At 72.7% G+C, this 13,467-nt stretch carries 10 protein-coding genes; 5 read left to right on the top strand and 5 right to left on the bottom strand.

Going from position 1 to position 13,467, the window contains the following annotated elements; translation table 11 throughout:
- Positions 1-164: 164 nt before the first annotated feature.
- Positions 165-731, top strand: coding sequence for a hypothetical protein (locus DEI84_RS10325; protein WP_110890761.1), 567 nt, complete (start codon positions 165-167; stop codon positions 729-731).
- Between the two features lie 268 nt (positions 732-999).
- Here DEI84_RS10325 and DEI84_RS10320 read toward each other — a convergent pair whose 3' ends face one another.
- The 3 genes from DEI84_RS10320 to DEI84_RS15710 all read right to left on the bottom strand — a co-directional run bounded on the left by DEI84_RS10320 (position 1,000) and on the right by DEI84_RS15710 (position 3,122).
- Positions 1,000-1,353: a hypothetical protein gene (locus DEI84_RS10320; protein ID WP_110890760.1), complete on the bottom strand. Its 354-nt coding sequence runs from the start codon at positions 1,351-1,353 to the stop codon at positions 1,000-1,002.
- Positions 1,350-2,510, bottom strand: a complete 1,161-nt coding sequence (locus DEI84_RS10315) for an ATP/GTP-binding protein (RefSeq protein ID WP_258371757.1) — start codon at positions 2,508-2,510, stop codon at positions 1,350-1,352. Before DEI84_RS10315 ends, DEI84_RS10320 begins: the two co-directional genes overlap by 4 nt.
- Positions 2,511-2,582: 72 nt before the next feature.
- A complete protein-coding gene (locus tag DEI84_RS15710) occupies positions 2,583-3,122 on the bottom strand; it encodes a VanZ family protein (protein ID WP_181420415.1) in 540 nt (179 codons plus the stop codon).
- A 286-nt stretch (positions 3,123-3,408) separates the two neighbouring features.
- Between DEI84_RS15710 and DEI84_RS10305 the strand changes: the two genes are divergently transcribed.
- The 3 genes from DEI84_RS10305 (at position 3,409) to DEI84_RS10295 (ending at position 11,318) form a co-directional block, all read left to right on the top strand.
- Complete coding sequence (locus DEI84_RS10305) at positions 3,409-3,732, top strand: hypothetical protein (protein ID WP_110890758.1); 324 nt, start codon at positions 3,409-3,411, stop codon at positions 3,730-3,732.
- A gap of 381 nt (positions 3,733-4,113) precedes the next feature.
- On the top strand, positions 4,114-10,890 hold the full coding sequence (locus DEI84_RS10300; protein WP_181420414.1) for an Ig-like domain-containing protein: 6,777 nt from the start codon (positions 4,114-4,116) through the stop codon (positions 10,888-10,890).
- A 218-nt stretch (positions 10,891-11,108) separates the two neighbouring features.
- Positions 11,109-11,318 carry a hypothetical protein gene (locus DEI84_RS10295; RefSeq protein ID WP_110890756.1) on the top strand — a complete coding sequence of 70 codons (210 nt, stop codon included), beginning with the start codon at positions 11,109-11,111 and terminating at the stop codon, positions 11,316-11,318.
- Here DEI84_RS10295 and DEI84_RS10290 read toward each other — a convergent pair.
- On the bottom strand, positions 11,299-12,030 hold the full coding sequence (locus DEI84_RS10290) for an SOS response-associated peptidase (protein ID WP_110890755.1): 732 nt from the start codon (positions 12,028-12,030) through the stop codon (positions 11,299-11,301). The two genes, DEI84_RS10295 and DEI84_RS10290, sit on opposite strands and share 20 nt — an antisense overlap.
- 66 nt (positions 12,031-12,096) lie before the next feature.
- Between DEI84_RS10290 and DEI84_RS10285 the strand changes: the two genes are divergently transcribed.
- Positions 12,097-12,795 carry an NAD(P)H-dependent oxidoreductase gene (locus tag DEI84_RS10285; RefSeq protein WP_110890754.1) on the top strand — a complete coding sequence of 233 codons (699 nt, stop codon included), beginning with the start codon at positions 12,097-12,099 and terminating at the stop codon, positions 12,793-12,795.
- On the opposite strand, the gene DEI84_RS10280 is transcribed toward DEI84_RS10285, so the two are convergent.
- Positions 12,780-13,457: a maleylpyruvate isomerase N-terminal domain-containing protein gene (locus tag DEI84_RS10280; protein WP_110890753.1), complete on the bottom strand. Its 678-nt coding sequence runs from the start codon at positions 13,455-13,457 to the stop codon at positions 12,780-12,782. The genes DEI84_RS10285 and DEI84_RS10280 overlap by 16 nt on opposite strands.
- Positions 13,458-13,467 lie beyond the last annotated feature (10 nt).

Genomic DNA, 13,467 nt, shown 5'->3' with positions numbered 1-13,467 from the left:
AACTCGTTGCACGAAGGGTGGCAACACTCTGTGAACATCCGCTACATTGAGGGAACTTCGCCAATCGCACGTGCCATGTCTGTGGTCACGGGGGGATTGACATCTGCGGAGGCAGGGCTCTGGTATCAGGGTCTGTCGGATCAGATCACTAGGGGAACAACTTCATGAAGAAGCTCATCGCCGCGGTCGTGCTGGCTGGCGCCGCACTGCTCGCAACTCCCGCCGCTGCCAACGCAGCTGGCTACGCTCCCGACTCGGACGTCGCGATCTCTGGCAACTACGTCGCCGGTGGCATCGTCGTCATCAACTTCAGCGAAGGCGCCTTCCAGAACAACGAGACGGTCAACGTCCAGATCACCGGCGCCGGCGTCAACTCCGCCACGCTCGGTGCCCTGCCCGTGACCACCGTCTCGAAGGCCTACACGGCCGGCGCCGACGGCTCGCTCCCCGTTCGCGTCACCCTCCCGGTGGGCGGCTCGGGCAGCTACAACCTGACCGCCACGGGCGCCACCTCCGGTGTCGTCGGTGTCGCGTCCTTCACCATCGCCCCGGCTGACGCTGCTGGCGTTGCCGCCGGCAACGGTGCGGGCACCGGCACCAACGGTTCCCTCGCCTTCACCGGTTCGACCGTCTCCACCCTGGCCCTCTGGGTCGCCGGTGGCGCCGTCGTCCTCGGTGGCGGCCTGCTCGTCGTGCGCGGCTCGGTCCGTCGCCAGCGCGAGACCGTCTGAGCTTCAGCTCACTGAGCGGGACCCCCGGAGCCGTCAGGCTCCGGGGGTTTCGTCGTGTCCAGGGGCTACGTCACGTCACGACGAGGAGGATGCCGACGACGCCGATGACGGCGAGCGGCGCGACCACCCAGAGCCACCAGGGGAAAGCGGAGGGACGACGGTACTGTCTGCGATTCGGGTTCACACGCCGACCGTAGGGCGGTGAGGTGTCCGGCGGACGGTCACTGCGCCTCCTGGCAGGTGCACGCGGAGGATTCTCGGCTGGCCGTCACACGTCGGACACAGCGGCGGGCGCCTTCGGCAACTCCCACACCTCCGCGTACCGCTCACGCACGAGCGGCCAGACCTGCGCGACCGCGTCCTCGACCGAGCGCACCGAGTCGCTGAGCGGCGGGGTGAGCACGAACTCGTGGGGGATGAGCCGCCCGGAGCGGTCGCGACGACCCTCGGGGTCGGGGAAGCGGACCGCGAGCACCCGGGAGCGCCGACGGACCACGGCCGGCACGTCACGCACCCCGTCGAACGCCTGCTCGTAGCGGGCGAGCGGGTCCTGCCCCGGCTGCTCGGTCGACAGGAACCGGAAGCCCCACGTGCGACCCCGGGTCGCCCAGATGAAGCTCACGACTCACCCCGGCGCAGCACGCGCTGCTCGACCCCGCGGTCCAGGTCCTCGGCGAACCGCGCGAGCACGCGGGAGGTGAACTCCTGCTCGGCCACCGCCTCGTCCTTGATCTTCGCGACGCGCTTCGTGGCGAAGCTGACGGCCCGGGAACCGATCCCGCCACCGATCCAGCCCGCGGCCGCACCGACGAGCGGGGACTTGCCGTAGCGCGAGGTCGCCAGGAACCCCACGACGGGCCCGACGAACTGCAACAGCTGCTCCGCCACCTGCGCCCCGCGCTGCCGGGTCGTCGCCCACTTCGCGAAGCGCTCGAACGGCAGCATCGCGGTGATCGGCAGGAGCAGGTCCACGCCGGTGCGGGTCGTCACGTCGATGTTCCCCGGCTCGAACTTCGCCGACGACAGCAGCAGGAAGTCCTCACCGACGTCGAGTGCGTCCGGGTCCTGCACGAAGCTCTGCAGCACGTCGCGGAGTTCGTCGAGCTCCCCGCCGGCCTTGCCGATGACGAGCTCCCGGAACGCCTCGACGTCGATGTCGGGCAGCAGGTCCGCCTTGGAGAGCGCCAGGGTCCAGATCCGCGGGAAACGGGTGAGCCGCTTGCCGTCCTCGAGCACGTCGTCACGCAGCGCGTAGAGCCCGGTGTGGAAGTCGGTGATCAGGGCCTTCAGGTAGCGCTCTTCCTCGCCGGCGTGCTCGGCGAGGAGCTGCCCGTCGACGAGCAGCACGGCGACGTCGGCGCTGAGGAGCGACCGGAAGGTCTCGACCCGGCGCGCGGCCTCGTCGGCGGAGCTCGGGTCCTCCTCGAACCACTCGCCGGGGTAGTCGTGCCACACGATCCGCAGGGGCTTCATTGCCTTCTGCCTCGACCGGCCCTTCGGCAGGGAGTCCGCCGACGGCTCGATGACGAAGCGGTACGAGGTCGAGGCGAACCGGGTCGGGCTGGGCACGGTGTCGCCGTCGCGCATGCCCAGGTAGTTGCGGTGCAGCGTGCGGCCCTGTGCACGGTCCTCGGCGGTCACGGCGAACCGGTTCGATCGTCGGACGCTCGGCTCCTGGGCGGAGCCGTAGAACGACGAGAGCAGGACGGTCTTGCCGCTGCCACTCCCTCCGAAGACGGCGATGTGCTGCTCCACCATCGGGGTGCTGTTCGAGGCCATGTCCCCGACCGTAGGCGGCGGCACGTGCGGAGAGGCTGAGCCGCCCTCGGGTGGATGAGCCGCGAGTGGCCGTCAGCGCCGTCGCCGCGCCGCCACCCCGAGCAGCACGACCCCGAGCAGCGCCCCGACGACGGCACCCATCGTGTTCGCCACCACGTCGTCGATGGTCGCGAACCGCGCCGGTAGGAACAGCGCCTGCCCGGTCTCGATGGCGGCGCTGACGAGCAACCCCGCCGCCGCGCCGGCCCACCACCAGCGGGCCCCGGCGAGCAGCACGACGAGCAGCCCCAACGGCACGAAGAACGCCACATTCGCCAGCGACTCGAACAGCTCGTACCCGAACCAGCTCGGCGCTCCGCGTCGTTGCGCCGCGGCGACCACGCGGGCGAGCAGCGGTTGCACGCGTGCGTCGACCGGGCTGCCCCAGAACCCGATGAGGACCACCGCCACCCCGTAGCCCACGGCGAGCACCCCGGCGACGCTGCGGCTCCGCCCGGTCGCGTGCGCGCTCGTGCTGCCGTGGCGCCGCAGGGCGTTGCCGGACCCGGCCATGCGGCCGACGGGCGCCGACGGCACGTCGTGCACGCGGTCGTCCGGTCGATCAGGGGTCACGGGGAGTGACGCTACCGGGGCGGGCCTCCAGGCCGGGTCCGCCGTCCGGCGGATCTCCGCACGGGAGGCCCGGCCAGCCTCCGCCTCGTTTCGTCCGGATCGCGAGTACCCCGCTTTGTCCCCTGTACCCCAGAAACGTGACGTGTTGTCCCGGTTTTCCGGGGCTCGATACCGACGCGGATCAGGAGAACCCGTGAATGCACGGGGCTGGCTGGTGGGGCGGGGACGTCCCCCGTACCGTTGATCCCGCAAGCAGATGTACCCCAGAACGTGAAGGAGCAGGGCCATGACGATCATCAGCCACGACGTGCACCAGGTCGAGGTGACCCTCGACACGGACACCGTCGACACGATCGCCGTGCTCGAGGCCCAGGTGGCCCACACTCCCTCCCGCGCCATGCTCACGTGGACCGAGGTCGAGACCGGCCTCTGGTCCGCCAACTACGGCGGCTACTTCGGTGGCACGGTCGACAAGCGGGACGGGCACTACTTCGTGTCCGACACGTTCGGCCAGTACGTCGGGGACTTCCGCTCGCTGGAGGACGCACAGTCGCGTCTCGCCGAGCGCCTGCACATCGTGCTCCCGTCCGTCATCCGACCGGTCGACTGACCGAACCCGACACGGAGCACGCAGAAGCGAAGCACCACCCGGAGGCCTGACCTCCGGAACAGCATGACCGAGGCCCCGCCGGAACACCGGCGGGGCTTCGACGTTGCCGGGGGAGGCGAGCCGGAGCGGGGACGAGGTGCAGGGCCAGAACCGGCCCGCGGGGGCCCGGTGTCCTGTCCCCAGTCCGGGGGCGTGTACCCCGTCGTCTGGCGCTGGTCCCCCCTACTGGGGACTCCGCTTGTCCCCATGCGGCTTCAGCTTCCTGCCAGGATCGGGATCGGCGTCGGCTGCCGTTCCCCGAGTCTTCGGGCCCTCGAACGCGCCAGGCGCGCTGTCTCGACCCGAAAGTGACCCATGCTGCCTGCTCCCCAGGGCTCCGCCGTGCCCCGCCGCACGTCCGGCCTCCGCCCCCTCGCCATGCTCGGCGCCGCACTGCTCGTCGGCGCAGGGCTCAGCACGGCGGCCACCGTCGCGACCACCGCTCCGGCGTCGGCCGCGGTGCAGGCGACGGACGGCGGGCACTTCGTCTGCGACCAGAACACGCTGTACGCCTCGAACAGCGCCGGCAAGGTCGTCGCGATCGACATCACGCAGGGCACGAGCAAGGGCTCGACCGTGGACGTCGCCGACCTCGGCACCGGGGCGAACAACGGCCTCGGCATCGCACGCGAGGGCACGGCGATGTACGCCGCGGGCAACAACACCACCGCCACGCTGCGGTCCTACGACCCGAAGACCGGGACCGCCTCGTCGCCGGTCGCCACCGACAAGGTCCGGACGATCATCCGCGGCGCGGTGAACCCGGTCACGGGCTACTACTACTACGGCGACAACGCCGGCGCGCTCCTGGCGTACGACCCCGTGGCGAAGAAGGCCATCGGACAGGTCGGACAGATCACCGGCCTGAAGTCCGGCAACGGCGACTTCGCCTTCAGCTCGCAGGGGCTCTTCTTCGTCGTCGCGGCGGACAAGGTCTACCGGGTCAACACGGAGGCCGTCCCGACGGCCCCCGGCCAGACGGACCTGGGCACCACCGAGATCGCGACGCTGCCGTCGGGCACGAACAGCCCCGGCATCGCGTTCTCGTCGGACGGCTACCTCTACGTCTCGAACACGACCACCAGCGGCACCGGCACGAGCGCCGTCTCGACGACCACCATCTACCAGCTCGACCCCACCTCGGGCACCCAGGTCCGGAGCTTCCCGGTCACCGGGAACTTCGGTGCGAGCGACCTCGCCAGCTGCAACTACGCCGACACGGTCACGGGTCGCACGAGTGTCGACCAGCGTTGGCACACGGGTGACCAGTTCGGCCTCGACATCACCGGCGACGGCATCACCGCGACGAGCAAGGGCACGTCCACCGTCACGACCGGCAGCGCCACCGGACTGCAGGACCAGAAGGCCGGCGCCATCCTCACCACGCCGGGCAAGAAGTACACGGTCACCCAGAAGGCCGCCGGGACCGCCGACCTGGCGGACTACGACACCACGTGGAAGGCCGTCGACGTCAACAGCGGCACCGTCGTGGCGTCCGGCACCGGCTCGACCGCTGCCTTCACCTTCCCGCAGGCCGTGGGCTCCGACGGCACCGACGTCGTCGTGACCTTCACGAACCGGATGCAGCTCGTCCGCGCCACCACCACCGCCGACACGTACTCGACCCCCGTCGGCACCGCGCTCACCGTCCCGGCCGCCGGCGTCCTGCGGAACGACGCGGGCACCGGCCTCACGGTCACGAAGCACACCGACCCGGCCCACGGCACCCTGACGATGCCCGCGGCGGACGGCAGCTTCGCGTACAGCCCGGCCGCCGGGTTCTCCGGGACGGACCAGTTCGACTACACCGCGACCGACGGCGGCGGGCAGAGCTCGACGAGCACCGTCACCATCACGGTCACGCCGACCGCGGTGGACGACGCCTTCAGCGTGCACGCCGGATCGACCGCCACGGCCAGCGCCGCCGACGGCGTCCTCGCGAACGACCGCGGCTCGCGCCTGACCGTCACCGGCAACAGCGCCCCCGCGCACGGCTCGCTGACGGTGGACGCCGACGGGTCGTACGTGTACACGCCGACCGCCCGGTTCTCCGGCGCGGACTCCTTCACCTACACCGCGGAGGACGGCGCCGGCGCGACCATCACCGGCACGGTCAGCATCACCGTCCTGCCGACCGCGAAGGCCGACACCATCAGTGCGACCGCCGGCGAGACCACCACGGTCGCCGCTCCCGGACTGCTCGGCAACGACCTCGGCACCGACCTGACCGTCGCCGGGACCACCACGCCCGCACACGGCACCGTCGTGGTCGGGAAGGACGGCACCACCACCTACACGCCGGCCCCGGGCTACTCCGGCACCGACGGCTTCGACGTGACCGTCGTCGACGGCAACGGGAAGTCCGACACCGTCACCGTGACCGTCCGGGTCGCCCCGAAGGCCGTCGACGACACCGCCACGGTGGACGCCGGCAGCTCCGTCAGCACGACGACCCGCGCGACCGGGGTGCTCGGCAACGACGCCGGCGACGGCCTCCGCGTGGCGACCTCGAGCACCCCGGCACACGGCACGCTGGTGCTCGACGCCGCCGCAGGCACCTACACCTACACGCCCGCCGACGGGTTCTCCGGCGCCGACCGCTTCGACTACACCGCCACGGACGCCACCGGTGCGACGACCTCGGCCACGGTGACGATCACCGTGCGGCCGTCCGCCACCGCCGACGCCGCGACCACCCCCGCGAACCGGCCCGTGACCGTCGACGTGCAGGCGAACGACCACGGCACCGGACTCACCACCGCCGTCGTCAGCCAGCCGGCACACGGGGCGGTCGCGGTCGGGACCGACGGCACCGTGCAGTACTCGCCCGTCGCCGGCTCCTCCGGCACCGACTCCTTCACCTACACGGTGACCGACGCCGCCGGGCAGACCACCGACCCCGTGGTCGTCACGATCACGGTCACCCCGGTCGCGACGGCCGACACCGCCGGCGGCAAGGCGGGCCAGACCGTCACGATCGCCGCGGCCACGCTCCTCGGGAACGACGCTGGCACCGGCCTCACGGTCACGAAGGTGACCGGTGCCGCGCACGGCACCGCCACGCTCGCAGCCGACGCCGCCGTCGTCTACACGCCGGCAGCCGGGTTCTCCGGGACCGAGACCCTCACGTACACGGTGACCGACGCCTCCCGGCAGACCACCACGGCGACGATCACCGTCCTCGTCGGACCGATGGCGATGCGCGACAGCGCCACCGTCACGGCCGGCTCGACGCTGACCGTGCCGAAGGCGACCGGTGTCCTGGCGAACGACCGCGGCTCCGACCTGACCGCGACCGTCGACCAGCGGCCCGCGCACGGCACCCTCGCGCTCGCGGCCGACGGCTCGTACACGTACACGCCCGCGGACGGCTTCTCCGGCAAGGACACGTTCACGTACACGGCGACCGACGGCTCCGGCACCCCGGCGACCGGCCTCGTCACCGTCACCGTGAAGCCGAGCACCGGTGACGACACGCTCACCACCGTCGCGGGGCAGTCGCTCGTCGTGACCTCGGGGGCCCTGACCGGCAACGACTCCGGCGTCGGCCTGACGGTCACCGCCGTCACGGACGGCGCGCACAGCACCGTCACCCTCGGCGCCGACGGCTCGATCACCGTCACGCCTGCGAACGGCTTCTCCGGCACGGACACCTTCGGCTACACGGTCACGGACGCGAACGGATCGACCGGCACCGGAACCGTGACCGTGGTGGTCGCCCCCGTGGCGGCAGCCGACTCCGGCACGGTCCGGGCGGGGGAGACCCTGACCCGCACCACCCGCGCGACCGGCGTGCTCGGCAACGACTCGGGCACCGGCCTGACCGTCGCGAGCCACACCGAGCCGACCTCCGGCGTCCTCGTCCTCGACGCGGCCACCGGTGCGTTCCGGTACACGCCGGTCGACGGCTTCTCCGGCGACGACTCGTTCACGTACACGGCCACCGACACCGCCGGGACGCCCGTGACCGCCACGGTGCGGCTCGTCGTCACCCCGGTGGCGCAGGACGACACCGCGACGACCTCGGCGAACCGGCCGACGACGATCGACGTTCAGCGCAACGACGCCGGGTCCGGGCTCCGCACGGCCGTCGCCACGAAGCCGACCAACGGCACGGCCGTCGTCGAGCGCTCCGGCTCGGTCACGTACACGCCCGCCGCCGGCTTCTCCGGCACGGACTCGTTCACGTACGAGGCCACCGACGCCGCCGGGCGGACCACCGACCCGGTGACCGTGACCGTCACGGTGCGGCCCGTCGCGACGGCGGACACCGTCGGCACCGCCTCCGGCCGGCCGCTCACCGTCGCCGCGGCCACGCTGCTCGGGAACGACTCCGGCAGCGGCCTCACCGTCACGGGAGTGAGCGGTGCCGCACACGGAGCCGTCACCCTCGGTGCGGACGGCTCGGTCGTCTACACGCCGGAGCGCGGGTTCTCCGGGACCGAGACCCTGACGTACACGGTGACCGACGCCTCCGGGCAGTCCGCGACCGCGACGGTCCTGGTCGTCGTCGGGCCGATGGCGATGCGTGACAGCGCCACCGTCACCGCCGGCTCGACGCTGACCGTGCCGAAGGCGACCGGTGTCCTGGCGAACGACCGCGGCTCCGACCTGACCGCGACCGTCGACCAGCGGCCCGCACACGGCACCCTCGCCCTCGCGGCCGACGGCTCGTACACGTACACGCCGGCCGACGGCTTCTCCGGGACGGACACCTTCACCTACACGGCGACCGACGGCTCGGGTAACGCCTCGACCGGTGTCGTCATGGTCCTCGTCACCCCGAGCGCCGGCGACGACGCCCGCACGACCCCGGCCGGGCACCCGGTGACCGCCACCTCGGCATCGCTCACCGCCGACGACTCCGGCACCGGGCTGGTCGTCACCGGCGTCACGAACGGCGCCTCCGGCACCGCCACGGTCGACGTGGACGGCTCCGTCACGTACGTGCCCGCCGCCGGCTGGTCGGGCATCGACCACGTCACCGTCACCGTGACCGACGCCTCCGGCAGCACCGCGACCAGCACCCTGACGATCACCGTCACGCCGGTCCTCGCCGCCTCCGACTCGAGCGCCACCGCGGACGGCGAGCTCGTCGTCCCCGCCGACCAGGGTGTGCTGCAGGGCTCGACCGGCACCGACCTGCAGGTCACCGACCACACCGCACCGGACCACGGCGCGGTCGAGGTCGACCGGGACGGCTCGTACACGTACACGCCGAAGCCGGGCTACTCCGGCCCGGACACCTTCGACGTGACCGTGACCGACGGCTCCGGCACGACCACGACCGGCACCGTGACGATCACCATCGTCCCGAAGGCCGTCGACGACACCGCCAGCACCACGGCCGGCACCCCGATCGCCGTCGACGTGACCGGCAACGACTCGGGCACCTCGCTGCGGGTCAGCGGCGTCGGCACCGCGGCCCAGGGCGCCCCGGCGCACGGCACCGTGCGCGTGACCGGCGCGGGCACGGTGACCTACGTCCCCGCCGACCGCTTCTCGGGAACGGACACGTTCCGCTACACCGTGGTCGACCCGACCGGCGGCACCGCCTCGGCGACCGTCACCGTCACCGTCACCCCGACGGCCGTCGACGACGTGCTGAAGACCCCCGCGGGTACGCCGCTCGCCATCGCCGGCACGACCCTCACCGGCAACGACTCCGGCACCGGCCTGACCGTCACCGGCCACGGCGACGCCCGCCGGGGCACCGTCACCACGGGCACCGACGGCGGACTCGTCTACACGCCGGCGGCCGGCACCTCCGGGACCGACCGCTTCCGGTACGAGGTGACCGACGCCTCCGGGCAGACCACCGCGGCCACCGTCGTCGTCCTGGTCGGTGCCGTCGCCGGCGACGACTGGAGCACCACGACGACGAACGGCGTCGTCCGGATGTCCGCGGCGAAGGGCGTCCTGTCCGACGACGCCGGCACCGGGCTCTGGGCGTCGCTCGACGTCGAGCCGCGGCACGGGCGGATCACGCTCGCGAAGGACGGGTCGTACGAGTACACCCCGACCGCCGACTGGTCCGGCCGCGACTGGTTCACCTACACGGCGCACGACTCCGAGGAGAACACCGCCGTCGCCCTCGTCGCGATCGACGTCACCCCGACCGCGACCGACGACGCCACCCGCACGAGTGCCGGCAAGCCCGTCACCGTGCGCGGCCCCGGCGTCCTCGGCAACGACTCGGGCACCGACCTGACCGTCGTCGCCGTCGGGACCGCAGCGCACGGCACCGCCACACTCGCCGCGGACGGCACGTTCGTCTACACCCCGGCGAAGCGGTTCTCCGGCGTCGACACCGTGCCGTACACGGCGCAGGACGCCGCCGGCCAGCGCACCGACGCGACCGTCACCGTGACCGTCGGGGTCACCGCGGTCGACGACACCGGCAGCACCGTCGCCGGCACACCGCTCGCCGTCGACGCCCGGCACGGCCTGCTCCGCAACGACGACGGCACCGCGCTCACCACGGGCCTGCACCGGAAGGCCGAGCACGGCACGGTCCGCGTGCACGCCGACGGGTCGTACGTCTACACGCCGGCCGCGGGCTTCACCGGGACGGACACGTTCGTGTACGCGGTGACCGACGCCTCCGGGCAGACGACCACCGCGACCGCGACCATCCGGGTCGTCGCCGCAGCGGTCGCCCGCGACGACGAGCGCACCGGCAGGACGGGCGAGCGCCTGACCGTCACACCGCTCGGGAACGACACCCCGACCGGCGGCAGCACGTTCGACACCGACACCCTGCACCTGCTCGACCCCGCCACCGGGCACATGACCGATCGCTTCACCGTGGACGGATCCGGCACCTGGAGCGTCGAGGACGGTGCGGTCACCTTCACCCCGGAGCGCGACCACCACGGCACGCTGACGGCCGACTACACGGTCCAGGACACCGCCGGACAGGTCGTCACCGCGACGATCACCGTCCGGTACCCGACCGGCCTCGCCGCCGTCGTGCACGTCGCGGCGCTCGCCTTCACCGGCAGCACCGGGCTGCTCGGGCTCGGGCTCGGGGCGTTCGCCCTCGTGCTCGCCGGGGCGGCGCTGCTGCTGCGGCGGCGGATGGTCGCGCCGGTGAGCGGACCGCGTCGGCGCGGCTAGGCGCGCAGCACCGGACGGGAGGCCCGACCTCCGTGAGTCGACAGGCTCGCGGGGGTCGGGCCTCCCGTCCGTCGGTGGCGCCGCCGGGGCAGTGTCACCGGGTGGTCACGGTCTCGAGGAGGGCTTGTGGTGGTCTCGTCGGCAGCGGTAGAACGGACGGGCGTCCACGCAGTCGCGAGGGGTGGCTGCGGCGCGAGGGGGAAGGTCGACCACACGCCATGTCCAGGACCGCCGCGACGGTGATCGCGCAGGAAGTACACAACCCCGTCATCCCCTTCGGGTACGACATCGCCTGGAGCATCTGCCTGGTGCTCGTCCTCCTCGCGATCTCCGCCGCGGTCTGGCTGCTCGTCCGGACGGCCACGCGGGCGACCCGCCGTGGGTCCACGCAGACCGGGGAACGGACGGTCAGGCGACCGGGTCGATGAGGTGCGGGCCGTCGTTCCGGACGCTGTTCACCGTGCGGGCGACCTCGTACTGCTGCAGGCCGGCAGCGACCTCGAGCGACTCCCGGTCGAGCAGGGCGAGCAGGTCGTCCGTGCCGGCACCCTCGCCGAGCCAGGCGTCGTAGCCGTCGGGGGTGAGGAACGCCGGCATGCGGTCGTGCACCTCGCCCGGGGCCACGTGGGCGTCCCGCGTGATGATCGCGAGCGACAGGCGCCACTTGTCCGGGTCGTCCTCGGGCTTGGTCGGGTCCGGCCAGGCGCTCACCACGCCCGCCATCGCCAGCGCGCCGCCGGGCTCGTGCACGAAGTGGGGTTCCTTGCCGTCCTCGCGCACGACCCACTCGTAGTAGCCCTGCGCGGGGACGATGCAGCGGTTCGTGGCGAAGGCCCGCTTGAACATGCCGCTCGTCGCCACGGTCTCGATGCGGGCGTTGATCGGCTTCGGGCGCTGCTTGGCGAAGTCCTTCGCCCAGCTCGGCACGAAACCCCAGCTGATCTGCGGGAGCTCGCGCTGCCCGTACCGCTGCCGGACCGCGTACACGGGGTCGGTCGGCGCGACGTTCCAGCTCGGCGCGAGGCCGGTGTGCACCTCGCCGGTGTCCTCGTCGACGTGCTCGGTGCGCGCGGCGAGCTCACCGACGAGCTCGGGCAGGAGGTCAGCGGTGGTGTCGGAGACGACGAAGCGGCCACACATGGGACCAGTGTGCCCGGCTCCACCGACGTCGGTCCGGGCTCAGCCGGGTCCGCTTGACTGACCGCCGTGCAGACCCTCATCGTCACCGCCCACCCCGACCCGGACTCGCTCACGGCGGGCATCGCCCGGCAGCTGCAGGCCGCCTTGCACCCCGGCGAGGTCGAGCTGGTCGACCTCGCCGCCGAGGGGTTCGACCCGCGCTTCGGCGCCGCTGACCGGGACGCCTACCGCGGCACCGGTGCGCTCCCCGACGACGTCCTCCGCGAGCAGCAGCGGCTCGACGCCACCGACCACCTCGTGCTGGTGTTCCCGGTCTACTGGTGGTCGATGCCGGCGCTCCTGAAGGGCTGGGTCGACCGCGTCTTCGTCAACGGCTGGGCGTTCGACGTCGACCCGGCCGGTGGGACGCGGCGGAACCTCGGCCGCCTCACCGTGCACCTGCTGCCGGTCGCCGGTGACGCGGCCGGGACGTACGAGCGGCACGGCTACGAGCAGGCGATCCGGACGCAGATCGAGCACGGCATCGTCGACTACTGCGGAGCGGTCCGCGGGGCGACCGCCTTCGTGCACGAGTCCGAGCAGGACGACGACGCGGCACGCCGAGCCCTCGTCGACGGCGCCGTGCAGCGGATCGCGCGGGCCGTCAGCGGTGCGGTCGGCGTCGATGGTGCTGCCGGTGTCGTCGGGGGTGCCGCTGTCGGTGGTGCCGCTGGTGTCGTCGGGGTTGCCGGTGTCGTCGGGGCTGACGGTCAGAGCACGGAGTAGCCCGCCGGCAGGGGACCCCTGCCGGTCAGGGCGGCGAGCAGCAGCGGGCCGTCGCCGCGGTGCGCCCCGACCTCGGCGAGCAGCACGGCGGCGGCGACCACCGCTGGCTGCGGCGGGGCGAACGGGACCGTGGTGCCCGCTGCGCCCGCGGCGCGCGTGATGTCACTGCCGTGCACGACCAGTTCGACCATGCGGGTGCGCAGGTACTCCTCGACCGGCAGACGGAGGCCGCCGACCACCGAGATGCGGGCACCCGACGGGACCGCCGCGAGGGCAGCCAGGGCGTCGTCGCGAGCGGCCGACACCGCGGCGGCCGGATCGGTGCCCAGCGACCCGCCGGCCGAGGCACCGCGCGCGGCGACCTCGTCCGGGTCGGTCGCCGTGCCGGTCGCGGTCCGGAGGTAGTCCACCGCGTCGGAGAGGTCGGTCACGGTCGTCGTGGTGCTTCGGGACTCCGGGCCGGTGTGGTCGTGGTCGAGCGCCGTGGCGTACGTCGCCACCGTGCCGAGCGCGCGGTTCGTGCGTCCGACGAGCGCGCGGAGGTCCCAGACGCCGAGCGCCGGCGCGGACCACAGCGCTGCGTCCTCGGCGGGGGAGGGCAGTGCGGCGACCAGGTCGACGAATGACTGCGCGGTCGCGGCGAACAGTGCGCGGGTGTCCATGGGCTCATCC

It is taken from the genome of Curtobacterium sp. MCBD17_023, assembly GCF_003224415.1.
In the GTDB taxonomy this organism is placed as follows: domain Bacteria; phylum Actinomycetota; class Actinomycetes; order Actinomycetales; family Microbacteriaceae; genus Curtobacterium.
The sequence above is the reverse complement of the archived record's forward strand: the minus strand, read 5'-3'. Positions and strand labels throughout refer to the sequence as shown.

Coding starts and splice junctions, on each gene's coding strand:
- DEI84_RS10325 (WP_110890761.1), top strand. CDS start 165: ATGAAGAAGCTCATCGCCGCGGTCGTGCTGGCTGGCGCCGCACTGCTC.
- DEI84_RS10315 (WP_258371757.1), bottom strand. CDS start 2,510: ATGGCCTCGAACAGCACCCCGATGGTGGAGCAGCACATCGCCGTCTTC.
- DEI84_RS10305 (WP_110890758.1), top strand. CDS start 3,409: ATGACGATCATCAGCCACGACGTGCACCAGGTCGAGGTGACCCTCGAC.
- DEI84_RS10295 (WP_110890756.1), top strand. CDS start 11,109: ATGTCCAGGACCGCCGCGACGGTGATCGCGCAGGAAGTACACAACCCC.
- DEI84_RS10290 (WP_110890755.1), bottom strand. CDS start 12,030: ATGTGTGGCCGCTTCGTCGTCTCCGACACCACCGCTGACCTCCTGCCC.
- DEI84_RS10280 (WP_110890753.1), bottom strand. CDS start 13,457: ATGGACACCCGCGCACTGTTCGCCGCGACCGCGCAGTCATTCGTCGAC.